Origin of the sequence: Salinibacillus xinjiangensis (genome assembly GCF_009649735.1) — a bacterium.
GTDB classification, from domain to species: Bacteria; Bacillota; Bacilli; order Bacillales; family Alkalibacillaceae; genus Salinibacillus; species Salinibacillus xinjiangensis.
In genome coordinates this window covers 361,700-377,488 of the sequence record NZ_WJNH01000001.1, presented here as the reverse complement: position 1 = coordinate 377,488, position 15,789 = coordinate 361,700, and the positions used below count along the sequence as shown (strand labels likewise).

General features: G+C 36.3%; 18 protein-coding genes. 15 read left to right on the top strand and 3 right to left on the bottom strand.

All coding sequences use genetic code 11. The features are described from left to right. The 8 genes from GH754_RS01700 (at position 1) to GH754_RS01665 (ending at position 7,999) form a co-directional block, all read left to right on the top strand. A complete protein-coding gene (locus GH754_RS01700; RefSeq protein ID WP_194841251.1) occupies positions 1-1,467 on the top strand; it encodes a class I adenylate-forming enzyme family protein in 1,467 nt (488 codons plus the stop codon). 11 nt (positions 1,468-1,478) lie between these two features. Beyond that, positions 1,479-3,095 carry a methyl-accepting chemotaxis protein gene (locus GH754_RS01695; protein ID WP_153726994.1) on the top strand — a complete coding sequence of 539 codons (1,617 nt, stop codon included), beginning with the start codon at positions 1,479-1,481 and terminating at the stop codon, positions 3,093-3,095. A gap of 14 nt (positions 3,096-3,109) precedes the next feature. Beyond that, entirely contained in the window at positions 3,110-3,436 is a 327-nt protein-coding gene (locus GH754_RS01690; RefSeq protein WP_323741800.1) for an STAS domain-containing protein, read from the top strand. Between the two features lies 1 nt (position 3,437). After that, a complete protein-coding gene (locus GH754_RS01685; protein WP_228550094.1) occupies positions 3,438-4,271 on the top strand; it encodes a PP2C family protein-serine/threonine phosphatase in 834 nt (277 codons plus the stop codon). 18 nt (positions 4,272-4,289) lie between these two features. Then, positions 4,290-6,392 carry a flagellar assembly protein A gene (locus GH754_RS01680; RefSeq protein ID WP_153726992.1) on the top strand — a complete coding sequence of 701 codons (2,103 nt, stop codon included), beginning with the start codon at positions 4,290-4,292 and terminating at the stop codon, positions 6,390-6,392. Between the two features lie 16 nt (positions 6,393-6,408). Beyond that, positions 6,409-6,720: an STAS domain-containing protein gene (locus GH754_RS01675; protein ID WP_153726991.1), complete on the top strand. Its 312-nt coding sequence runs from the start codon at positions 6,409-6,411 to the stop codon at positions 6,718-6,720. Between the two features lie 108 nt (positions 6,721-6,828). Next, positions 6,829-7,005, top strand: coding sequence for a helix-turn-helix domain-containing protein (locus GH754_RS20045; protein ID WP_407690644.1), 177 nt, complete (start codon positions 6,829-6,831; stop codon positions 7,003-7,005). Positions 7,006-7,405: 400 nt separating this feature from the next. Then, positions 7,406-7,999 carry a hypothetical protein gene (locus tag GH754_RS01665; RefSeq protein ID WP_153726990.1) on the top strand — a complete coding sequence of 198 codons (594 nt, stop codon included), beginning with the start codon at positions 7,406-7,408 and terminating at the stop codon, positions 7,997-7,999. 240 nt (positions 8,000-8,239) lie between these two features. On the opposite strand, the gene GH754_RS01660 is transcribed toward GH754_RS01665, so the two are convergent. Beyond that, the gene (locus GH754_RS01660) at positions 8,240-8,584 is read right to left on the bottom strand and encodes a hypothetical protein (RefSeq protein ID WP_153726989.1); all 345 of its coding nucleotides are present in this window, start codon (positions 8,582-8,584) and stop codon (positions 8,240-8,242) included. A gap of 418 nt (positions 8,585-9,002) precedes the next feature. Next, entirely contained in the window at positions 9,003-9,122 is a 120-nt protein-coding gene (gene sinI, locus GH754_RS01655) for a DNA-binding anti-repressor SinI (RefSeq protein WP_153726988.1), read from the bottom strand. A 248-nt stretch (positions 9,123-9,370) separates the two neighbouring features. Between sinI and GH754_RS01650 the strand changes: the two genes are divergently transcribed. After that, positions 9,371-10,036, top strand: coding sequence for an NAD-dependent epimerase/dehydratase family protein (locus GH754_RS01650; protein WP_153726987.1), 666 nt, complete (start codon positions 9,371-9,373; stop codon positions 10,034-10,036). A 230-nt stretch (positions 10,037-10,266) separates the two neighbouring features. Here GH754_RS01650 and GH754_RS01645 read toward each other — a convergent pair whose 3' ends face one another. Further along, positions 10,267-10,599 carry a helix-turn-helix domain-containing protein gene (locus tag GH754_RS01645; RefSeq protein WP_153726986.1) on the bottom strand — a complete coding sequence of 111 codons (333 nt, stop codon included), beginning with the start codon at positions 10,597-10,599 and terminating at the stop codon, positions 10,267-10,269. Positions 10,600-10,870: 271 nt separating this feature from the next. Between GH754_RS01645 and GH754_RS01640 the strand changes: the two genes are divergently transcribed. The 6 genes from GH754_RS01640 to GH754_RS01615 all read left to right on the top strand — a co-directional run bounded on the left by GH754_RS01640 (position 10,871) and on the right by GH754_RS01615 (position 15,756). Next, entirely contained in the window at positions 10,871-11,770 is a 900-nt protein-coding gene (locus GH754_RS01640; RefSeq protein WP_153726985.1) for a hypothetical protein, read from the top strand. A gap of 53 nt (positions 11,771-11,823) precedes the next feature. Next, positions 11,824-12,453: a signal peptidase I SipW gene (sipW, locus tag GH754_RS01635; protein WP_153726984.1), complete on the top strand. Its 630-nt coding sequence runs from the start codon at positions 11,824-11,826 to the stop codon at positions 12,451-12,453. Between the two features lie 77 nt (positions 12,454-12,530). Then, positions 12,531-13,199: a TasA family protein gene (locus GH754_RS01630; protein ID WP_153726983.1), complete on the top strand. Its 669-nt coding sequence runs from the start codon at positions 12,531-12,533 to the stop codon at positions 13,197-13,199. 60 nt (positions 13,200-13,259) lie between these two features. Then, the gene (locus GH754_RS01625; protein ID WP_153726982.1) at positions 13,260-14,180 is read left to right on the top strand and encodes a TasA family protein; all 921 of its coding nucleotides are present in this window, start codon (positions 13,260-13,262) and stop codon (positions 14,178-14,180) included. Positions 14,181-14,266: 86 nt separating this feature from the next. Next, positions 14,267-15,100 (top strand): TasA family protein, encoded by an 834-nt coding sequence (locus GH754_RS01620; RefSeq protein WP_153726981.1) that lies wholly within the window; start codon positions 14,267-14,269, stop codon positions 15,098-15,100. 38 nt (positions 15,101-15,138) lie between these two features. Continuing rightward, positions 15,139-15,756 (top strand): LPXTG cell wall anchor domain-containing protein, encoded by a 618-nt coding sequence (locus GH754_RS01615; protein ID WP_153726980.1) that lies wholly within the window; start codon positions 15,139-15,141, stop codon positions 15,754-15,756. Positions 15,757-15,789: the final 33 nt, after the last annotated feature.

Below are 15,789 nucleotides of genomic sequence, written 5' to 3'. Positions count from 1 at the left end.
ATGAATACATTAATCGATTATTGCATGAAGAAAGAACATTTGAACAGAGTAGTGATCAGCACGTTTGACCATGATTATACGGTCCAAGATATTGAGCAATTAAATAATGAGTTTCTAGATATGTTGGGTCCAACTAGTGATTTAACAGGAAAGAGGGTAGCTCTTCTCGTTCCTCAAACACTTGCTTACATATCATTAGTATTTGTCATCAACAAGTTAGGGGGAACCGTAATTCCCTTAAGCCCACAGCATCGTGAAGGTGATTTATCTGCTATTTTATCTAGTGCATCTCCACACATGATTTTTACAATCAAACATTTAAATGGAATGCCATATTCAGATGTTATGAAGGAATGGATTCGTGGCAACAACGCTGAATGCACCCTTTTTGAGTCAGAGGAAGGAATGGACTGGAAGAGGACAGACTTTGAAGGAAAACAGGCCGTGAAAGATACATTTGATCGACATTTTATATTATTTACATCAGGTAGTACAGGAGTACCTAAAGGGGTTGTTATGGGGCAGGAAGTTATCATTCATCATATGGGTATTATCCCTAGGTTAATAAATGGTCAAGAAGGGGACCGATACCTACACATTCCACCTCAAACGGTTGCATTTGGTTTGGTGGGCATCCTTTGTGCGATTCATTTAGGCTATCGAGTTGCCATTCCGAATCAATTTGACCTTCCTAAAATCATGAATATGATGAACAGAGTTGGAGTTCAGAAAGTGGTCAGTACCCCTTCAATCTTAAAAGGAATGTACAACTTATCCAAGGCTATTGACCCCTTAGTTTTTCAAAATATTAAGGAATGCTATCTAGCGGGAGAAATGGTTAATCCAGGTGAAGTGAACGAATTTACTTTAATGGAAAAGACAAAATTTATAGGGGTTTATGGAATAACTGAAGCGGGAGGCATTATGACGTGTGATTTGAGAGGAGAACTTGAATGGGATGTAGATGAAGTGTATCAATTTAAAGTCGTAGAAGAGGAATTATTCCTTAAATCACCAGCCATATTTACTTGCTACTATAACCAATTAGGGATGACAAAGGAAGTTTTACAAGAAGACGGATGGTTTCAGACAGGTGATTTAGCCTACCTTACACCTGAACATAAAGTCGTTATTCAGGGAAGAAAGAAGGATGTAATTAAAAAAGGGGGTCAACAAGTAATTCCTGGTGAAGTAGAAAAGACTCTTGAAAATTATAAAAGTGTTAAACAAGCAGCCGTGATTGGAGCACCTCATTCTGTCTATGGAGAACAAGTAGTAGCCTATATCGTTGCTGAACAGGATGTAAATACTAAGGAACTCTATCATTACTGTGCGAATAAAATTGCAGCTTATAAAGTTCCAGATCATATTGAGTTGATTGATGAAATCCCTATGACATCAGGTAAAACAGATAAAAATACGCTTCGTAAACGCTTTAAAAATAAAGAAAAGACTTTAAAGAAATAGAGGTAAAAGATATGACGAGGATAAAAGAAGGGAAACCAAGCAAAACACTAAAAAAACAATTCACCATACGAGTTCTTTGTATGATGTTATCAGTAGCTTTAATTGCCGGTAGTATTCAATTAGTTATTATGAAGGACAATCTTGATGAGAGAGTCTTGCGAGAAGCAAATTCGATTTCAAACTCAATTGAACAAGGAATATCTGAGACTGATCTAGCAGCGAAAGAAATTGAACATCAAATTGATTTGAAATTAGAATCGTATTCAAAATATATTGCAGAAGAATTAGATGGAAGGCCAATTGATGCCATTACAAACGAAGATTTAATGGTTATACGGAATTCACTAGGAATCTCAGGAATAACACTATTTCAAAGAACGGGAAATGATCTTGTGGGGGTTCGCGCAACAGAGTCTGAAGAAATAGGGTTTAGCATGAAAAAAGCTAATCCACAAGGCTTTGAGGCATTAGATAGTCTTATAGATGGAGTCATATTAGATGGTGTAGAACAAGCTTTCAGTTATGTAACGAATGACACAGCCATTCTTTTTACCAGTCATTCCGGATCTCATGAAGGCGAACCATTGTTCTTTAAATATGCTTACTATCATCCGCCGGGGACAGACTATCTTATTGACCCTTATATAGAAGCAAATGAAGTCTATCAATTCACCCAAAAAGTAGGCCCAGATGCTTGGATTGAGCAGGTTATCAACAAAAATGAATATGCTGAAGAAATCGCTGTCTTAGACCCACGTGTTTTTAAAGATCCATCTTTATCAGAAAAAATTTATCCACCTCTTGAAAAGGTAGTAAATGGAGAATACGGATTACAAGATGATCAAGATACAGATCTTTTGATTCAGATGATGGATAAGAAAAACAAGCAAAGTTATATCAAGCAGTATGACGGACGGGAAATTTATAAAGCCTTTCTACCTATGGAAAATGGAAAGGTGATTTATGTAGCTCTAGATTATACAGAAATGAAACAACCGTTTTATAAACAATTGTTTATTTTAATTAGTACAAGCCTATTGTCCCTTATCGTTTTATTTATGCTTACAACCCGCTTCTTTAACCGTATCTATGCCAATATACAAAAGATCATTGAGCAAATTTTGAAGCTTGAAAAAGGTGATTTTACAGCTAAAAGTCATGTCGCTGATAAAGGGGAACTAGGTAGATTATCAGAAAGTGCAAACCGGATGGCGAGTACATTAAATCAGGTCATTTCAGAAACAAACAAACAGGCTACTCAAACAGAACGACATGCTTATTTGCTAGAGTCAGAGGCGAACAATTCCGTTGAAAAAGTATATACAATGTCTATGGAAGCTACGACGACTGCAAGAGAGTTTATGAATGAAATTGATGAGTTTTTATCTCGAGCTGAAGAAGCTCTAAAGCCGATTCAAAGTGATCAATCTCAGGAGATATTGAATCAAATTCGAAACATTTGTGAATTAGCAAAGGATAATTCAAACTCAGCAACAGAAATGACTATCACTCTGGCAGACTTACTTAAGTCCCTACATGGTCAATCAGAAGCTTTATCAGAAATCTCGAAGAAGTTACTTCAGAATATGGAGCAGTTTAATTTGAATAGTGATGATAACCAAAAATAGGAGGTAAATAAATCGTGAAAGATACCGTCGAAGTCAAAAAGGAAATTGATGATAATCAATGCATTCTTCATGTTAGTGGTGTACTCGATTATTCTACTATGGAACCATTTATAGAAGAGATTCAATCTATCGAAGAAGGTATTGCAAAGGTCGTTGTTCACTTCGGAGGACTAGAATTTATAGATTCAACTGGAATAGGGTCTATCATTAATTTAGTTCACGAGGCCAATACTAAAAAGTTTGAAGTGGAACTAGATGGAATTAACGAAGAAATCCAAGAATTATTTGAAACCATTGGTGTATTTGAAATTATGGACTCCATACAAAAAGGTGGTGAATAATTTGTTTAGACGGGAACTTTCCTTAAATAATCCAGAGCCCGACAATAAAACAAAAACATTGGAAAGAGAAATCAAGCTAGCTCGTAATATTCAAATGAAACTATTAAATGGAAACAACCCTAAAATAGAAAATGGTCAAATTTCAGGGATTTCTATTCCTGCTCGATTGATTGGTGGAGATTATTATGATTTTTACTTACTCTCAAATGGCAAATTACGAATTGTGATTGGAGATGTAATGGGAAAGGGAATTCCGGCAGCCATGTTAATGATTTTAACTCGTGGCGCATTTCGTAGTGCGGCAGAGAGCACAAAAGGTCCAGGAGAGACATTAACTGCTATGAATAATGCAATGTACGAGGATCTTCGTACTCTGGGTTCCTTCGTGACGGTCTTATGTGCAGATTGGGATCCTTGTCAAAGAACGCTCACTTATGCAAGTGCCGGACATAATTTACCTTTAGTGGTGAAATCAATTCATGAAGTTTTCGAAGCTCCAAAAATTAAAGGGGTTATGTTAGGGGGGCTTCCGAGTACCTCTTATGAAGAAAATTCCATCAAGATAGAAGAAGAGGAGTTAGTTTTTTTCTATACGGATGGTATCACAGAAGCTCTGAATCAGGATGGAGAAATGTTCCGAATAGACCGTTTAGAAGAAACTCTTAAGAAAAACTATGGTTTGGATGTTAAGGAAATGGAAGAATCCATCACGAATTCCATTGATAAATTCACGGAAAATGTACCACAAAAAGATGATATTACAATGGTGTTACTTAAAGTGAATCACGATCAAACGAATATAACTAGTTATAATTCCCCTGTAATAAATCCGTAGTAGAAAGGAGGTAGTAGGATGCAAAATATTATTTCCAAGGGTAAAAATTTGAAGGAAGCCATAAACATAGGGTTGAATTTAATGGATGTCTCAAAAAAAGAGGTTGATATTGAGGTCATTCAACAGGAAAAAAACGGATTTATAGGAATTGGAAGAAAAGAAGCGATTGTAAAAATTTCATTAAATCAAAAAAGTAGCACTTCTAAATCAGATGAGGCAAAGGTGATGAATCATGTAACTCATACCAGTGAAGAAATCGTTGAGATTCTTCCAATAGACAAGGATGGGGAACATTCAACAGATGTAGAGGGTTTGAGTGATGAACGGAATTCTAGTTTTTTTCAATCGGGTGATTCTCAATTAGAAGGAAAAGCTTGGGTTAACAATAATAAGATTTACGTAAAAGACTCGCCATTTCACTATCCAACTGTCCAAATAGACAAGGGTGTTAAACTATATAAGAATGGTATGGAAGTTCAGGAAAAATCAACTGTGATTTCACAAAACGATCAGTTGGACATAAAGTTAGACGAATCTTCGGAAAAAGAAACTAGTTGGCAGGTTTCCCTTGTAGAAAATGGATTAAAGGCTATTTTAAAGGTCGATCCAGGCTTTATAGTAAATCATAGAATTAAGGACGTTGATCCTGATAAACATATAGACTTAGTTATAGAGGAATCTAGAGAGGTTCATAATTCCCTAGAATACGAGGATGTTTTAAAAAAACTCCAAGACTTTCGGGTCATTTATGGAATCCAGCATAATGAAATCGTCCAAGCCATAAACGCGGTAGAACCGGGTGAATTTGTGGTAGCTAAAGGAAGAAGTGCTCATCCTGGTAATCATGGTTGGCTTGATTTAAAAGTAGATGTGAATTCAATGAATGGCCTTGTAGAAGATGAATCGGGTAATGTCGACTTTAGGGAAACGAAATTTATACCTAATGTTGAAAAAGGACAAGTAATTGGGATTATTTATCCACCTAAACCCGGAATACCAGGGGTTACGGTGACTAATGAACCTCTTCCTGCCAAGCAGACCTATCCACTGAAAATAGCTTCGGGAAGAGGAGTTATTGAAGTGGGTGATAAGTTAGTGGCAACTGAATCGGGGCGCCCGTTTATTGAACAACGAGGACATCTGGTAAAGGCGACAATTTTGGAGAAGCTTATTCATGAGGGGGATGTGAATTTGTCTTCTGGGAATATTCGCTTTATTGGAGATGTAGAGATTATCGGCCAAGTGGAAGAAAACATGACCGTTGATGCGGGTGGGGACATTTTTGTTCACAAGTCCGTTAGTGAGGCTGACTTAACTTCTTCTAAAGCCATGGTGGTAAAAGGAAATGTCATTAATTCTGAATTAAATGCTGGTAAAAATAATTTGTTGATTGCTGAGTTGGGTCACTTACTTGGAATTATGAATAAACAACTAGATAAAATGATTGTCTTTATTCAGCAATTGTCCCAATCTCCTGCTTTTAAATCAAATGATTTTTCGATTACGGGATTACAACCATTAATAATGATTCTTTTAGAAAAAAGATTTCAAAACTTTATCCCTTATGCCAAACAATATCAAGAAGTGGTAGAAAAAGGGGAAAATCACTTAGAAGAGAAGGAATGGGTTCAAATAGCAGTATCCCTTAAGCAAATTTTTATTAACCTTTCTACTCAAGTTACAACCATTGATCAATTAAGGAATTTATCACAGAAAATGAAAGAGTTATCGGAACTTAGTGAAACTCCTGTTGAGCCAGACTCCTATATGGCGGTTGCACAAGCAGTAAATAGTAGATTATATTGTAGTGGGGATATAAACGTTATAGGAAAAGGATGTCTTAATACCAAAATCCATTCCGGAGGTCAACTAAAAGTAAGCGGAATGGTTCGTGGGGGAGAAATATATGGAAAACTTGGCGTTAGTATAAATGAAGTTGGTTCGAATAGTGGAACTAAAACCATAGTATCTGTACCTAGTGATCAAAAGATTCATATTACACAAGCCTTTGAAGGGACTTTGTTAAGAATCGGTAATAAAACCCACCTTATAAATGATAAAAAAAATCACTTAAAAGCTTACTTAAATCAAGAAAATGAACTTAAACTTGAGTCCTTATAAGATTGGAGATTGAATGATGCTTAAATATACAACGGTTGAAAAAAATGATTTCTTACTCGTATCCCTTGAAGGAGATTTAGATATTGAGGGTACTGAAGTTGTAAACGAGGAACTAATTCCAGAGCTGGTTCATTATCACAGTATTAATATTAGCTTGGAAAAAGTACCCTTTGTTGATTCATCGGGAATGGGCTTATTAATAAGTCTTGTTAATACATTGAAAGAACAAAATGTGAAAATCACTATCTCAGACGTTCAGGATGATGTGTTTGAGGTATTTGAACTAATACAACTTCCAGAAATATTAGGGGAAGAAGTATTTATTTAAAATAGCAAGCACCCTTTATTAGGTAAAAGGTAACCCCAATTTAAAATATCTAAACTAGATACACAATCCATGAAAATAAGAAATCAATTATGGGAAGGAGGGAGATCAGTGAGAGTTTCTATTATTAAGGAGTCGTCGTTAATAAGGGAATCGCTAATTGATAACTTAACCGGTACTTTTCCCACAGTAAAAAATCGTGTTAGTTCCATCCTAAATAAATTATCAGTTCCAGATCGAACAACTGCAGTCTTAAAGGCTATAAAGAATAGATGGTTTGTTGTGTGAAATCTCTTCAGGTTTGATTTCCGTAATCCTTTAAAGGACAACCTAAAAAAGTTAGTAGATCTCCTCAATAAATAAATTAATAAAACAAACGTTTGTTTTATTGCCTTTAACGTAGGATTTTCATGCCATTCAAGAATTAATCAAACGTTTGATTGATGCCTCATATGATTAGTTGAAAAATTTTAACTGAAAATAGTTCTACAAACCATCAGAAGTGAAATCAATTATAATAAGTCCGGTGAATGGGATTTCATGCAACATAAACAAGCTTAAAGTAAAGAATCCCTCTCTAAATGCGAAGAAGGATTCTTTTCATTATTAAAGGATTGTTGTGTATATTTCTTGTGTTAGTGGCAAAACTATCTAGTAATCTATTAAATAAATTACTGGGGGAGTCACTATGAAATTGCTTTACTGTATCATGCTTTTCGTAATTATGCTATTAACAGGCTGTGGTGATCAAGAAAGAGCAGCTGAGTATAAAAAAGATGCTGGATTTATTGTCAAAATTGAAAGTCATGGAGATAAGACGGTTTATAAAAAGGTACCAAATTCAGATTCCCGTTTTGAATCGAGCGGTGATACTGTCCAGACTTTATCGGCTGAATCTATTGACAAATCTAATAAACTATCTACTGACTTCATTAAGGAACATTTGAGTGTGGACATGACACAAGCAGAAGTTGAAGGGCTCATCGGGCAGCCTGATGCCAAGGGAGTGGATGCCATGAACGCAATACCTACTTGGCGTTATGATATCGTGGCTAAGGACGGCTATAAATTTGAGGAGCAAGATTCACTTTTAGATTCAAATGTGGTGGATGCTGTGGACATAAATGGACTGAAAAAAGGAGATATGACCTTGCAATTGTTTTTTAGTTGGAAGGAAGAGCGTGTAAGTCACTTTTCAGGATATTATAAAGAGGATGGTGTTGTACAGGAGTATCGTCTATTTGAAGATGGTACTGAAAGGGTAATGACTGTTTCGGAGTAATTATGTTAAACAAACGTTTGTTTAAGTATACCAAATCCTTGTGTACGAACACTTTTAAACACTCAAATAAACGTTTGTTTGATGAATTAACTGGAGTAAATGTCAGTCATCCCTATAGTTATTCCCAAAACCAAAGACAAACCTCATCACGCCAAATATACCTAGGAAGATTAGGAGTCGATAAAACATACTTTTTAAGGTCATCCAGAAAACACTAGCTTCCCCACTATCCCCATCAGTTCACTCAATATATTTGAATTCACCAATCTTCATTTCTTCACTGTTTTTTACAATATTATACGAAAGGGTGTCATCGTCTTTTAGTTCAAAAAACACTCCTGTTACAGAATCAACATAATAACTGTAAACGTCATCTTGAATAACCTCCAACCGATCTCCATTTTTCTCATATTCAACCGTTATCATGCTTTCCAAATTAATTTTTGCTGTATTGTTGTCCAATATTTTTATATCATAACGAGGATTGCCATCGACACTATATTCCCCATAAAATTTTGATTTACCACATGCGCTTATTATGATTAATAGGATGAACACTAATCCTATTTTAGGTGATTTTTTCATCAAGAGTACCCCGCTTTTCTAATGATCAATGTATACTATGCAAATGGTAGTACGGATTTTACAATATTATGTAGAAGCACTGTATCGTTGAATAAAAAAGGTTAAGTTACTTAACAGGGTACTATGAGAAAGTGGTGTTAAACAGGAGTATCATCTATTTGAAGATGGTACTAAAAGGGTAGTAACTGTTGGAGAAATTAAGTTAAACAAACGTTTGTTTAAGAGGTACCAAACCCTTATACACCGTTATTTACGTTTACCAAACAAACGTTTGGTTGAATCGCCATTGCAAGTATAATCATCCAAACCTCTGTAAAAATTACACTCTCTACAAGCTCTACCAATCATCTGTTGTGACACGGGAACTAAGTAATAGACCTTCTCAAAACCACAAACAGCACACTCCCATTCCATGGATTTATTCACCATGTACTCTCAAAAAGTCTCTTATCTCATCCTCGCTAATCCCTAATTCCAAAGCTTCTTTGATCATTTCCAGCCAGTCTAAATCTAGACTCTCCACTATGTATTTCTCCATCGCAATTCCCCTCTCTTCCACACTATGGGTTCATTATATAAAATATAACGTTCTTTATAAAATTACAAAATAGCACGAAAACAGAAGATTACCAGAGATATTTATAGAAAAGTGGTTCTTTATGACGAATATTGGTAAAATTCAACGTTTTCAAAAACGAACGAGTTAATGTAAGCTTGTAAATAATAGATTGAATAAATTCTAAACCCATTTATGTAGCGAAGAGCTGCTGAGTAAAGGTGGATATTATGTTGAAAAAAGTCCTCGTAACAGGTGGGTGCGGTTTTATCGGTTCACATACCGTAGACAAGCTTTTAAATCAGGGTCACGAAGTCATTGTGGTAGACAATCTATCAAATGGCGAGCTAACGAATATTGACTACGAAAGAGTAAACTATTTTTACTGTGATGTTGGTGGTCGTAGTTTTGAACAAGTTGTTTATGCAACTCGTCCTGAATACATCATTCATCTAGCCGAGCAGGTCACCTATCCTCAGCTTCCAGAGACAATGGAGGAAGATTGTAATGCGAATATATCTAACTCGGTAAATGTCATAAAGGTGGCGAAAAAGTTCGGGGTTCAGAAGGTGCTTTTTGCCTCTTCGATGGATGTATATAGTAAAAATCAGAATTCTGAAAAGCTTGGACCATCTGGGCTGGCAAAGCTGACGGGAGAACTCTATTTGCAGTTTGCTGGTGAGTTGGACGGGTTGGATTATACAATTCTTCGTTTTAGTGAAGTGTATGGGCAGCGTGATTTGAGGGGGACCGTTTCTCATAGCTTGGATCAAACAAATAAAGACCTCACTCTTGACCATAGGGGTAATCATGAATTTGTCTATGTTGAGGATGTAGTAGATGCTACCTTAGAAACTCTAGATAAGAGGAGTCAACAGACGGTTTGTTGGAGATAAGGCTTTCGGAATATTTAAGGTATTACGGTATACATGTGAATTCATCTATAATACTTTAATAAAGAAAATCCAGTGCTTTAACAGCTACTGGATTTTTTGCTTTATTTTTGTTCAGCAAAAAAGGAGTTATCCAGAAATTGGTGGGTTCTATCAGGAAAATTTTTAATCCAATCCGTAATATTCAACAGCTAATCTGTAAAACATCGTATACCCGTAAACTAAGTCCAGTCTCATTGCTCCTGCTGTTCCACCCACTTCATATATTTCATAAACATCTGAAATTCCTTAAAGTCCTTCTTCGTCACTCCAGAATCAATAGCTTTTTTCAGCAACTCGATCCATTCATCATCTAGCTGAACCTGTTCAGTTTCCATTCCTAATATGTATTCCACTGTGCTATCGAGTGGGTCGGCAATTTTAGCCAGAAACTGTAAGGAAGGATTTTGCTGCAGATCCCGTTCGATATTACTTATGTATGATTTTGATACACCAGAGCGCTTTGCCAGCTCGGTAATGGAGTATCCCTTTGATTCTCGTAACCTTTTGATTCGCTCACCAATCATTTTTTTACTCCTTTTAGGTATATTTTTAGATTTGTAGGTTTATAATGTTGATGTGTTCATTATATAAAACATTTGGTTCTATATAAAACTGTAAAAATATAAGTAATCAGCAGTAAGAAGAAGATATCTATGCACTTTTTGTTCTAAATAACGAAATTTAGCGATATTTAAAGTTTTGAAAAACGAACAAATTATAATACACTCAACGTGCAGTTCGTTAATGAGAACAAATAAATAACATATAGAACAAATGGTGGAGGGAGGAATAACGGTGAGATCGAGGTTGAAAAAAATTCATAATCGGCAGCTTAGAAAGTTTATGAAAAGGCAAAGAACTCTTGCATCTTCCTTTAAACTTCTAGGCTTCTGGAGTGTCATCATCATTATCGCAACCATGTTAACGACAGGGACCGGAGCTCTTGTGAATGATATTGAGAAATCACAAGGCTCCATCCATGTGGAATGGGATGACACAGGGTTATGGGATAAAAGTTCTCTTGAATTTATTGGCCAAAGTGGAAGCTGTGAAGTCATCCAAGCAACGATAACGAACGGAAAAGACTCTGAGCCAATGGCCGGGACTGTTGCATTTGAAGTCTATTATGTTGAAAAAGGAAAAATTAAAGATGGTAAAGGGATCTATGGTGAAAAGATATTCACTGGTGAAGTTCCTGCTTTAGATACTGGGGAAAAAACAGTGATTAAAGCTGAACCAACCAAAGGTGACGGCAAATATATGTTTAGAGCCTTTCAACGACCAGGTCATAACGGAAAAGGTGAGCTTTGGAGTGGGGAAGTAGTATTGAGTGGCTGTAATGCAGAGCAACAAACTGAATCAGAAAAAGCCAGTCAAGGTGAAGAGAACCCTCAAGAAAAAGAGAACAACGTAGATGACGGAAAAGCTAGCGAAAATAGCAAAGGCAAAAGTAAGGATAACCAAGGAGACGAAAGCAAAGACAATGAGGATGCAACAAATGAAGACAAGGAGAGCAGCGGTGAGCAGGGTGCAGGCGCTGAGGATGAACAGAATGTAAAAAAAGAGGCTTCTGAAAATGAAAATGTAGATGAAGAAATTGATACTGAGAACGCTGAAGAAGAGCAACAAACTAAAGAAGAAAAACAGTCTGAGGAAGTAAATGCTAGTGAAGAAAAGGAAGACCAGGAAAGTTAATTTAATCTCAACCCTCTTTTGTATGAGTAAAAAGAATCAAAGGATGATGAATGATGGAAATACCTAAAAGAACGGTAACTAAAGGTAAGCGTAAATACAAGTTTACTAAAAAGAATGTGTTTAATGGAGTCAAAAACACCCTTTATCTATTAGTCTGTACGACTCTACTTCTCCTTACCGTACTCGTACTTTCCACAAGAGCCTCAGGAGGGGAACCACAAATATTTGGCTACCAATTTAAAACAGTATTATCTGGTTCGATGGAGCCAACTTTTGAAACTGGATCTATTATCGTAGTCAAAAGGGTTGAGAATCCTACTAGTTTACAAGAAGGCGATGTCATCACTTATCAAGCTAGTGAAAACACATTAGTCACCCACAGAATTATTGAAAGGTTCACTCAAGGTGAAAACACATTCTATCGGACACAAGGTGACAACAATGATGGACCTGATAGTAGGCCTGTGCTAAGTGAAAATGTAGTAGCTAAGTATACTGGTCTCACGATTCCATTAATTGGCTACTTCCTAAACTTTGCTAGCTCACCAATGGGTACAGCAATTCTACTTATCGGTCCTGGATTAATGCTACTAGGCTATGCGGTTTACTCATTTAGATTAGCGCTCAAAGAATTGGATCGACAAAACAAAGAAGTGGCAGCATCAACAGATACCGAAGCTTAATCAAATTTGGTGTTCCCCCTTATAGGGTTCACATACATACCCGATTCGGGTGAAATTAATTAAAGGAGGAATTTTTCATGAGTATGAAAAAGAAGATGGGAACAAGCATCTTAGCAGGCGCACTAGGTTTATCATTGATCGGAGGAGGGACATGGGCAGCATTTAACGATGTGGAGGATACCCAGAACACATTGGCTAACGGGGTTCTCGATTTAGAGTTCGGTGAGAAGAACACGATTGATTTTGAAATTAGAAACCTTAAGCCGGGAGATCATTTTACTAAGACTTTGCATCTTGTTCATGGAGATACAGCAACTCTAGATATTAACCAAATTCTTGTCTCTACAAACTCTGTTGAGGGTGTTTGGGAGGATAAAGATGTACTTAATCTCAATAGTGAAGTAGGAGCAGGTTCTGGAGATAACTCTGAAAGTGACTTCCTTAGTCAATTTAAAGTAGTTGTTTCTGCTGATGGTAGTCAAGTATGGAGTGGTCATTTGAATCAATTAGTAGGGCTTAACCCTGTTGATATTACTGGTACAAATGACACTACTGCAGGCCTTCCAGTAGGAGAGGAAATGGAATATGAGGTTTATATTGAGTTTGAAGAAAATGACGATCGTTTTCCTAATAGCCGCTACTTCGAGCAAAACAAATACCAAGGTGAAGAGTCTAAATTTGAGATGAGCTTTGAGGCTACTCAAATGCCTGGTGAAGAAAGATTCAACGGTGACGATGCTGAATAAATCTAAGGTTATTAGTATGTACGTCTATTAAACTAATTATATGAAATTGGAGGAGATTACATGAGTATTAAAAAGAAAATGACAATGGGCGCATTATCCGCAACAATGGGTTTATCCCTACTTGCTGGTGGAACATTTGCTCTCGTTAATGATATTGAAACGACTGAGGCTGCTCTTGGTGCAGGGACATTAGATTTAGAATTAAGACCCGATGGTGAAACACAACATAATTTTAAATTAGGGAATTTAAAACCAGGTGATTTTTCTAAAGTAAGAGTAGATTTACAGAACCATGGAACCCTTGCTATTAAGGATGTTTTGCTGGGTATGGATAATCTTAACTTTGATGATTGGGGTTTTGAAAATAATGAGCGATATTATGAAGAAGTCCCAGAAGGAACAGATCGAGATGTCTTTGGACCAAATACAGCATTAGAATACTTAGATCAGTTTGCTATTACGGCTGCTGTTGTTGGATATGAAGAAGGCGGTACTTATGACAAAAATATTATTGCGGAAGATATCTCTCTAGCAGATTTCTATAAAGCTACTAGCTTAGAATATACTGGTGCCGACAAACAGGATGCAATTGATACGGTCGCAGCCTCTGTTAATGGTTTAAGCTATGTGAAAGATGGAGACGCAAATGGTGTTAACGGCATGAATGTTTCTACCATAGACGAAAATGAATGGTATGGGGTTACCGTAAATCCAAACGATCATGATGTTCTTGAACTAACGATTGAATATATTAGCAGTGAAGAAAAAGGACATAATGAAAATAGTGACCTATATCTTCAAAACAAATTCAACGGTGACAGTGCTGACTTTGACCTAGTCTTCGAAGCGCGTCAATGGGGTGGCCAAGAAGTTACTGAAGATGATATTGGTGACGGTAAAAAAGGCAGCGGTGAAGATGGATACGTTGAAACAAATGAACGGGCTAATAACGGCGATTCTTATGGTCCCGACTACCAGTAAGTCCAGCAGAATAATAAACAAATAAAGGTGGGGATTACTCTCCCCACCTTTATTTAATAATAAACCAAACAATGGAGGTGTAACGAATGAGCATAAAACGAAAATTTGCAACTGGTGCAATTAGTGCATGCCTAGGGTTTTCCTTAATTGGAACGGGTACTTGGGCTGCAATAAACGATGTAGAAAAACAAACATCTGAGTTTGCGGCGGGAACACTTGATTTTGAAATACAACCAATAAAATTTGAAGGACATCGAGTTCCTCATACATTTGAAGTTTCAAACTTGAAACCAGGAGATTCAATGTATCGCGCATTTAAGATTGATAACGTTGGGTCACTTGCTATTAAGGAAGTTCTACTTGATACAATCGCATCCAATTTTACAAACGGGGAAAATGAGTTTGTCGAACAAGTAGGCTCAGATAATGACCTGGATGAATTTTTAGATCAATTCCAAGTGAATGTATTATGGGTGACGAGTAGAAGTTTAATAGATTTAGACCCAGATGTACTTCAGGAATTTTTAGATGGTCATTTTAGTATTCTCAATCCTGAAGACAGAGTGACACTCAAAGATTTAAAATACAATGATTTTCCTTCAGACATCGTTACGGGTTCTGACGGTAGGATTAACATTGCTCCAAACAATGAAGGGGGACTATTTATTAGTAGAGACAGATACGATGGCCTACCAGTAACGCCCGACGACAAAGAGGCAGTAATTATCGGTATTACAATGAAAAATAACAAGGAAAGAAAAACAGAAGGACCTGCAAAAGATGAATTTATCCAAAACCAATACATGGGTGATTCGGTTGATATCACATTCTCATTCGAAGCAACTCAATGGGAAGGCATTGAAGTTACTAAAGACGGCTATATAAAGGATAATGAAAAAGCTCATTCTGGAAACTATTAAAATTATTAAGTGTTCTTCTATGAAAAGGTGAGGTAATTATGAAAAAACATGGTCAATTATTACTTGTTCTTTTAATATCTTTTTTGATTATCTTTTTGTTTCCTTCATTTTTGGGGGCTAGTCCAACTACTGAAAATAAAGAAATTGATATATCAACCAGCCCTCACAAAGTCTTTTTTAACCTACAAAATATAAAGCCTGGGGATCATTCGACAAAAGAAATGACCATTTCTAACAATGGTGAGCAAGATTTTATTTATATTTTCTCTCAAAGGTTTTTAAATGGTTCAACCAAATTATACGATGAAATTTTGTTAAAGGTTAACGATGCGGACGGAACTTTATTTGATGGAAAACTAAAAGATTTTGAGAAATTAGAAGGAAGAGAGCTAAAAAGTGGTGAATCGGAAGTTTTGATATTTGAAGTAGAAATGCCTTATGAGTTAGGGAATGAGTTTCAAGGATTAGCTACCGAATTTCAGTTTAAAGTATACGTGGAAGGTACACTTGGAGGAATTCTCCCTGTAGACAACAAACTTCCAGATACAGCTTCCAATATGTATAACTATCTTCTATTAGGGGTTGCGCTACTTCTTGGAGGAGGTTCTCTATACTACTTCCAAAGAAGAAAGAAGTTAGCCTTAAAAAAAGATTGAGTGGCCTTGATTGAATATGAGATTAAGAATCAA

Excerpts from the sequence above, each read along its gene's own strand:
- GH754_RS01660 (WP_153726989.1), bottom strand. The coding sequence starts at position 8,584 with ATGAAAAAATCACCTAAAATAGGATTAGTGTTCATCCTATTAATCATA.
- GH754_RS01625 (WP_153726982.1), top strand. The coding sequence starts at position 13,260 with ATGAGTATTAAAAAGAAAATGACAATGGGCGCATTATCCGCAACAATG.
- GH754_RS01665 (WP_153726990.1), top strand. The coding sequence starts at position 7,406 with ATGAAATTGCTTTACTGTATCATGCTTTTCGTAATTATGCTATTAACA.
- GH754_RS01695 (WP_153726994.1), top strand. The coding sequence starts at position 1,479 with ATGACGAGGATAAAAGAAGGGAAACCAAGCAAAACACTAAAAAAACAA.
- sipW (WP_153726984.1), top strand. The coding sequence starts at position 11,824 with ATGGAAATACCTAAAAGAACGGTAACTAAAGGTAAGCGTAAATACAAG.
- GH754_RS01645 (WP_153726986.1), bottom strand. The coding sequence starts at position 10,599 with ATGATTGGTGAGCGAATCAAAAGGTTACGAGAATCAAAGGGATACTCC.
- GH754_RS01630 (WP_153726983.1), top strand. The coding sequence starts at position 12,531 with ATGAGTATGAAAAAGAAGATGGGAACAAGCATCTTAGCAGGCGCACTA.
- GH754_RS01620 (WP_153726981.1), top strand. The coding sequence starts at position 14,267 with ATGAGCATAAAACGAAAATTTGCAACTGGTGCAATTAGTGCATGCCTA.
- GH754_RS01675 (WP_153726991.1), top strand. The coding sequence starts at position 6,409 with ATGCTTAAATATACAACGGTTGAAAAAAATGATTTCTTACTCGTATCC.
- sinI (WP_153726988.1), bottom strand. The coding sequence starts at position 9,122 with ATGGAGAAATACATAGTGGAGAGTCTAGATTTAGACTGGCTGGAAATG.
- GH754_RS01700 (WP_194841251.1), top strand. The coding sequence starts at position 1 with ATGAATACATTAATCGATTATTGCATGAAGAAAGAACATTTGAACAGA.
- GH754_RS01615 (WP_153726980.1), top strand. The coding sequence starts at position 15,139 with ATGAAAAAACATGGTCAATTATTACTTGTTCTTTTAATATCTTTTTTG.
- GH754_RS01650 (WP_153726987.1), top strand. The coding sequence starts at position 9,371 with ATGTTGAAAAAAGTCCTCGTAACAGGTGGGTGCGGTTTTATCGGTTCA.
- GH754_RS01680 (WP_153726992.1), top strand. The coding sequence starts at position 4,290 with ATGCAAAATATTATTTCCAAGGGTAAAAATTTGAAGGAAGCCATAAAC.